We start from the raw sequence: 940 nt of genomic DNA, 5'->3' as shown, positions 1-940 counted from the left end.
GACCTGGCAGGTGTAATGCTGGACAGGTCACACTGGATGGTAATTGCTATTCTGGGTATATTAAAATCCGGGGCAGCCTATGTACCCATAGACCCTGAATACCCGCAGGACCGCAAAGAGTATATAATGAATGATACAGCAATGAAAGTATTGCTGACACAGGCTGATTATCTGTTTGATCTCGATTTTTATCAAGGGACTGTATTTTCTATAGACATTCAATTGAATGCCATAGATTCCCCTGTTGGAAATCCTTTATCAGTTAATGGTCCTGATGATCTGGCCTATGTGATCTATACATCGGGTTCTACGGGCAAACCTAAGGGTGTACTGGTGGAACATCATAGCCTGGTTAATTTATGTTTTTGGCATCAATCTGAATTTTCATTATCGCAGGAAGACCGTACCAGTATATATGCTGGTATTTCATTCGATGCTTCGGTGTGGGAACTTTTTCCTTATATAATTACAGGTGTATGTCTGTATATCGTGCCTGCAGAAATGCGCTTAAATATTAATGCACTCACAGCTTACTATGATGAAAATAAGGTGACCATTAGTTTTCTGCCTACCTCAATCGCAGAGCAATTTTTGGAAGTTGAAAACCAATCTTTACGTTGCCTGCTAACGGGAGGCGGGAAGTTAAATTCTTTTGTAAAGAAAAACTATGAGATTATAAATAATTACGGTCCTACAGAAAACACTGTTGTTGCAACGAGTTATAGGATAAATAATAATTGCTCAAACATCCCCATCGGCAAACCGATTTCCAACACGCGTATTTATATAAGGGACGGGGGTGGCGGATTATGCCCTGTAGGGGTTGCCGGGGAGATTTGCCTGGGTGGTTCGGGTCTGGCCCGTGGTTACCTGAACCAGCCTGAGCTGAGCCTGGAGAAGTTTGTTCCCAACCCGTTTGAGGCTGGTGAGCGGATGTACC

Annotated in this window: 1 protein-coding gene; it reads left to right on the top strand. The window is 42.9% G+C overall.

What is annotated here, in order from left to right:
* Positions 1 to 940, top strand: a 940-nt coding sequence (locus ABD769_RS24930; protein WP_344854076.1) for an AMP-binding protein, incomplete at both ends; no start/stop codon positions are given.

The organism is Pedobacter jeongneungensis (genome assembly GCF_039538295.1).
Taxonomy (GTDB): domain Bacteria; phylum Bacteroidota; class Bacteroidia; order Sphingobacteriales; family Sphingobacteriaceae; genus Pedobacter; species Pedobacter jeongneungensis.
This window is presented reverse-complemented; position numbering and strand designations above follow the sequence as displayed.